The organism is Methylobacterium sp. J-070 (genome assembly GCF_022829385.1).
In the GTDB taxonomy this organism is placed as follows: domain Bacteria; phylum Pseudomonadota; class Alphaproteobacteria; order Rhizobiales; family Beijerinckiaceae; genus Methylobacterium.
In genome coordinates this window covers 1-3,170 of record NZ_JAKSXX010000262.1, presented here as the reverse complement: position 1 = coordinate 3,170, position 3,170 = coordinate 1, and the positions used below count along the sequence as shown (strand labels likewise).

Sequence of the window (3,170 nt, the reverse complement as noted above, 5' to 3'; positions counted from 1 at the left end):
CTCGTATCCGTCGTCGGCGGTGACGAGCTTGAGGCGATAGGCACCGATCCCCCCGGCCTCGTTCACCGCATTGAACGCCGACTCGATGCCGATCGCGAGCTGATGACCGAACTCCTTGTTCGCACCCGAGAACGGCGCGACAAGGCCGAACCGAACCTCGCTCTTCCCAGCGGCGGCGCGGACGTAAGCCTCGTGATGATCGGCGTCGATCGAATTAGGGGATCGCGTTGCGGGGGCAGGATCGAGTGAAGGTGAGTGCGCTTGCGAACCCGGCGTATCGGGTGCTGGAGCGAACCGTCCAGTGCTAGGCGGTGGGGGTTGGGCACCGATTGGAGCCGTGGAGAAGATCGTGGCTGCGGTCGCCAGCAGAAGCCATCTATGGAAGGAGCCAATTGATCGCGACATCTTCGCACCCTTTCGCAACCTATTGGCGAACAGACTTGGAGGCGCCGGCGACACGTTTTTTGCGTAGGTATGTCCAGCCCAGCAATGCTAACGTCGCGGCGAGGCCGCCGAGGATTGCGCCACTGAGGAGCAGCATAGGGTTCAGATCGCAGGCCGATATGGCCCCCAATGCAGTTATATGGGCAATATTCGCGCTTGTCTCCGGCACATACGCCTCTTTCCAAATAGTTCGATCCCACAGGGTCTGAATATCCTCGGCAATGACGGGCCTAATATCTAAGTTTCAGCCACATGACGACATATAAGTTGTTTGGCTACTAAAAACTCAAATCTATAAATAAGATTTTAATTAAATGGAAAATTGTCCACAGATATCAATACATCCGTTGGATATATCTCAATTATTCTCAGAGAATAGAGCCTCGGAGACCGTTACGGGTTGACGGGTTAAAGGCCGAATTTGGACCGGCCGCGTGGGCCACAGCGCGAGTTGTGTATCCGGCCTCAGCGAGCATTATTGAGGTTGTGGGAATTCTGTCTTCTCGACCGAGTTAACAGCTTATTGGGCTCATGAGCTTGTCAGAATGCGTAGTTTGCACCCCTATCAAGCAATGTCAGTTCGCGGAGCCATTCGCCTCGGCAATCTAGAGCCGCTCAGGCTCGCGAGGTCGCGGCCTGGAGAAACCCGAAGCCACACCATCGCCGTTCTCACTATCTTGGTGACGTCTGGTTTCTTCTCTAATTGGCTGATCAACTGTGGTTGTAAGGTATTAAGCTCGTTTCCAGAGGCTAAATCTGATCTAACTCGTGAATTGTCTAAATCTTTTCGACCTTGGCTGACAATCCCAACATTGGTGGGTCAGTGGCCTGAACGAGCCGTAAGCGAGATGGAAATGCACGAGGCGAGCAGGGCGCTGCAGTCTCATTCTTTCCAGGGCTTGGCTCCGCTGCCAGCGGATCGATGGACCCAGGTACCAGCTCAGGATTGGGGTTGGCCCGAACGACTTCGACTATGTGAGCTTGGCAACAGGCTGGCTTATGAATGCCGGTTTGCTATAGGAACCCGCTCCCCGAGTGCCCCTTGAACGCACCGTCCGGTTCGACCGTGCTGGACGTGCGCGGCGCGGCCGAGACCGTCGGCACGATCCGTCGGCACCTGAAGTCTGCCAAGCGCGACCGGCCGGATATCCTGATCGTCCCGAGCCGCATCGACCGCCGGACCGGGGCAGGGCGCGACGTGGTGGCGACTCTGGCTGCTCTCACTGAGCCGGTAGCGCCCGCCATCTCCTATCGCGCCATCGTGGCCGACAGCCTCGCCACAGGAGAGGCCGTGCCGCCCGAAACGCCATCCGCCGCCGAATTCGCCGCGCTCGCCGATGCCGTCATGATCCGCCTTGGAGAGACCCAATGAGCCGCCGTCCGAACGTCTCTCAGACGCTGGCGATGAAGGCTGCAGCGGCCGCAGCGCGCGAAGTCGAGCAGGACGATGCCGACGCCAGCTTGGCGCGAGCGCGCCAGCAAGAGTCCTCGCCTGCGTCCCAAGCCGCACCGCCCGTCGAGGATCCGCCAGAGGCCGAGGACGAGGCGCGTGCGAAGCCTGTCGGTAGGCCGAAAGGGCGCCGGCCCGTCGCGGCGCGGCAGACGGTCTACCTCGATGATGCCCGGCACGCGGCGCTCGCTCGGATCGCCGAGGACCGGGGTCGCTCGATCCATTCCCTGATCTTGGAAGGGATTGATCACGTCATCGGCAAGCCCACCACGCCGGGGTGGCGATAGCGCTTTTGCGGCATGACCGTCATGTCAAGATGGTGTTTTTGTAGTGGCATTCGAGCCCCGAATACCGGTGCCAGCAGGACGTCTGACGTGATCGATCCGTCGTTAACCGACCGGATAGCCGACTACCTATGGGTCGTTCTCAGTTCGTGGTGGGGCGTGCTGTCCGTGATCCTCGGACTCGTTCGGCTGTCGCCGACACTGTTCCCGAAGCTCCAGCCGATCGCCGACGCGTTGCAGAAAGAGCGTCGCGTGCTGCTGCCGGTGGCGCTCGTCCTGTTCGCGGTGGCGAATTTCCAGATCTACGACCGGGCACAGCGAGAGATCCGGCAGGCTGCAGCCCGGCCGCCGACAATCGACTGGCGGTCGCTGCCCACATCCATCGAAGGCCTGAAGCCCGGCGACATGTGGCTCAAGGGCGGCGGGATCAGTATCGTCCAGCCGTAATCCACATGCTTTTGTGGTGTTGAAAAAACGCCACGATAGCGCGAGATCAGCGCTACCAGCCGCGGACGCGGTCGGTATTGTGCGCGAGGCCGGGATGCAGCCAGTCGGCTGGTCCCGGCCGGTCGTTCAGGATTTCTGAAAATGCTTACTTCGTGATCCGCACCGAGACCGGGTCGCTGCCCGGGAAGCTCTCCTCCAGCGCATCGTCGAGCCGCTCGTGCATCCGGTCCGGATGGTTCTCGGGGAGATGACGATCGGTCGTCGCGACATCGGATCCTGCAGGCACAACCGCCAGACGTCTCCGTTCCGCCGTTGTTCGGAAAGCCTCATAGACAAGCAGCCCGAAGCCGGCCGCGATCATGAGCGCCGGGACGGGATTGGCCCGGACATCTGCGACAAGCCGCTCGACGGTCTCGCTCGCTGCCTGCCCTGACCGACGCAGGTCGGCAAAGTCACGCGGGATCCCTGGCCGATTGAACCGGGCCTGCAGATCGGCCAGCGTCCGGTCCAGCCGGCCTCGGCTGGCCTCGACGTCCTGCTCTAGC

At 61.1% G+C, this 3,170-nt stretch carries 5 protein-coding genes; 3 read left to right on the top strand and 2 right to left on the bottom strand.

Annotation, left to right across the window (positions count from 1 at the left end; translation table 11 throughout):
- The coding region (locus MKL01_RS30730; RefSeq protein ID WP_243908975.1) for an ABC transporter substrate-binding protein at positions 1-405 on the bottom strand (405 nt) is incomplete at its 3' end.
- A 1,105-nt stretch (positions 406-1,510) separates the two neighbouring features.
- Here MKL01_RS30730 and MKL01_RS30725 point away from each other — a divergent pair.
- The 3 genes from MKL01_RS30725 to MKL01_RS30715 all read left to right on the top strand — a co-directional run bounded on the left by MKL01_RS30725 (position 1,511) and on the right by MKL01_RS30715 (position 2,625).
- Entirely contained in the window at positions 1,511-1,816 is a 306-nt protein-coding gene (locus tag MKL01_RS30725; protein ID WP_243908974.1) for a ParA family protein, read from the top strand.
- The gene (locus MKL01_RS30720) at positions 1,813-2,181 is read left to right on the top strand and encodes a hypothetical protein (protein ID WP_243908973.1); all 369 of its coding nucleotides are present in this window, start codon (positions 1,813-1,815) and stop codon (positions 2,179-2,181) included. Before MKL01_RS30725 ends, MKL01_RS30720 begins: the two co-directional genes overlap by 4 nt.
- Positions 2,182-2,268: 87 nt before the next feature.
- The gene (locus MKL01_RS30715) at positions 2,269-2,625 is read left to right on the top strand and encodes a hypothetical protein (RefSeq protein ID WP_243908972.1); all 357 of its coding nucleotides are present in this window, start codon (positions 2,269-2,271) and stop codon (positions 2,623-2,625) included.
- Between the two features lie 145 nt (positions 2,626-2,770).
- On the opposite strand, the gene MKL01_RS36305 is transcribed toward MKL01_RS30715, so the two are convergent.
- Positions 2,771-2,986, bottom strand: a complete 216-nt coding sequence (locus MKL01_RS36305) for a hypothetical protein (protein ID WP_409566214.1) — start codon at positions 2,984-2,986, stop codon at positions 2,771-2,773.
- Between the last annotated feature and the right edge of the window lie 184 nt (positions 2,987-3,170).

Coding starts and splice junctions, on each gene's coding strand:
- MKL01_RS30720 (WP_243908973.1), top strand. CDS start 1,813: ATGAGCCGCCGTCCGAACGTCTCTCAGACGCTGGCGATGAAGGCTGCA.
- MKL01_RS36305 (WP_409566214.1), bottom strand. CDS start 2,986: ATGATCGCGGCCGGCTTCGGGCTGCTTGTCTATGAGGCTTTCCGAACA.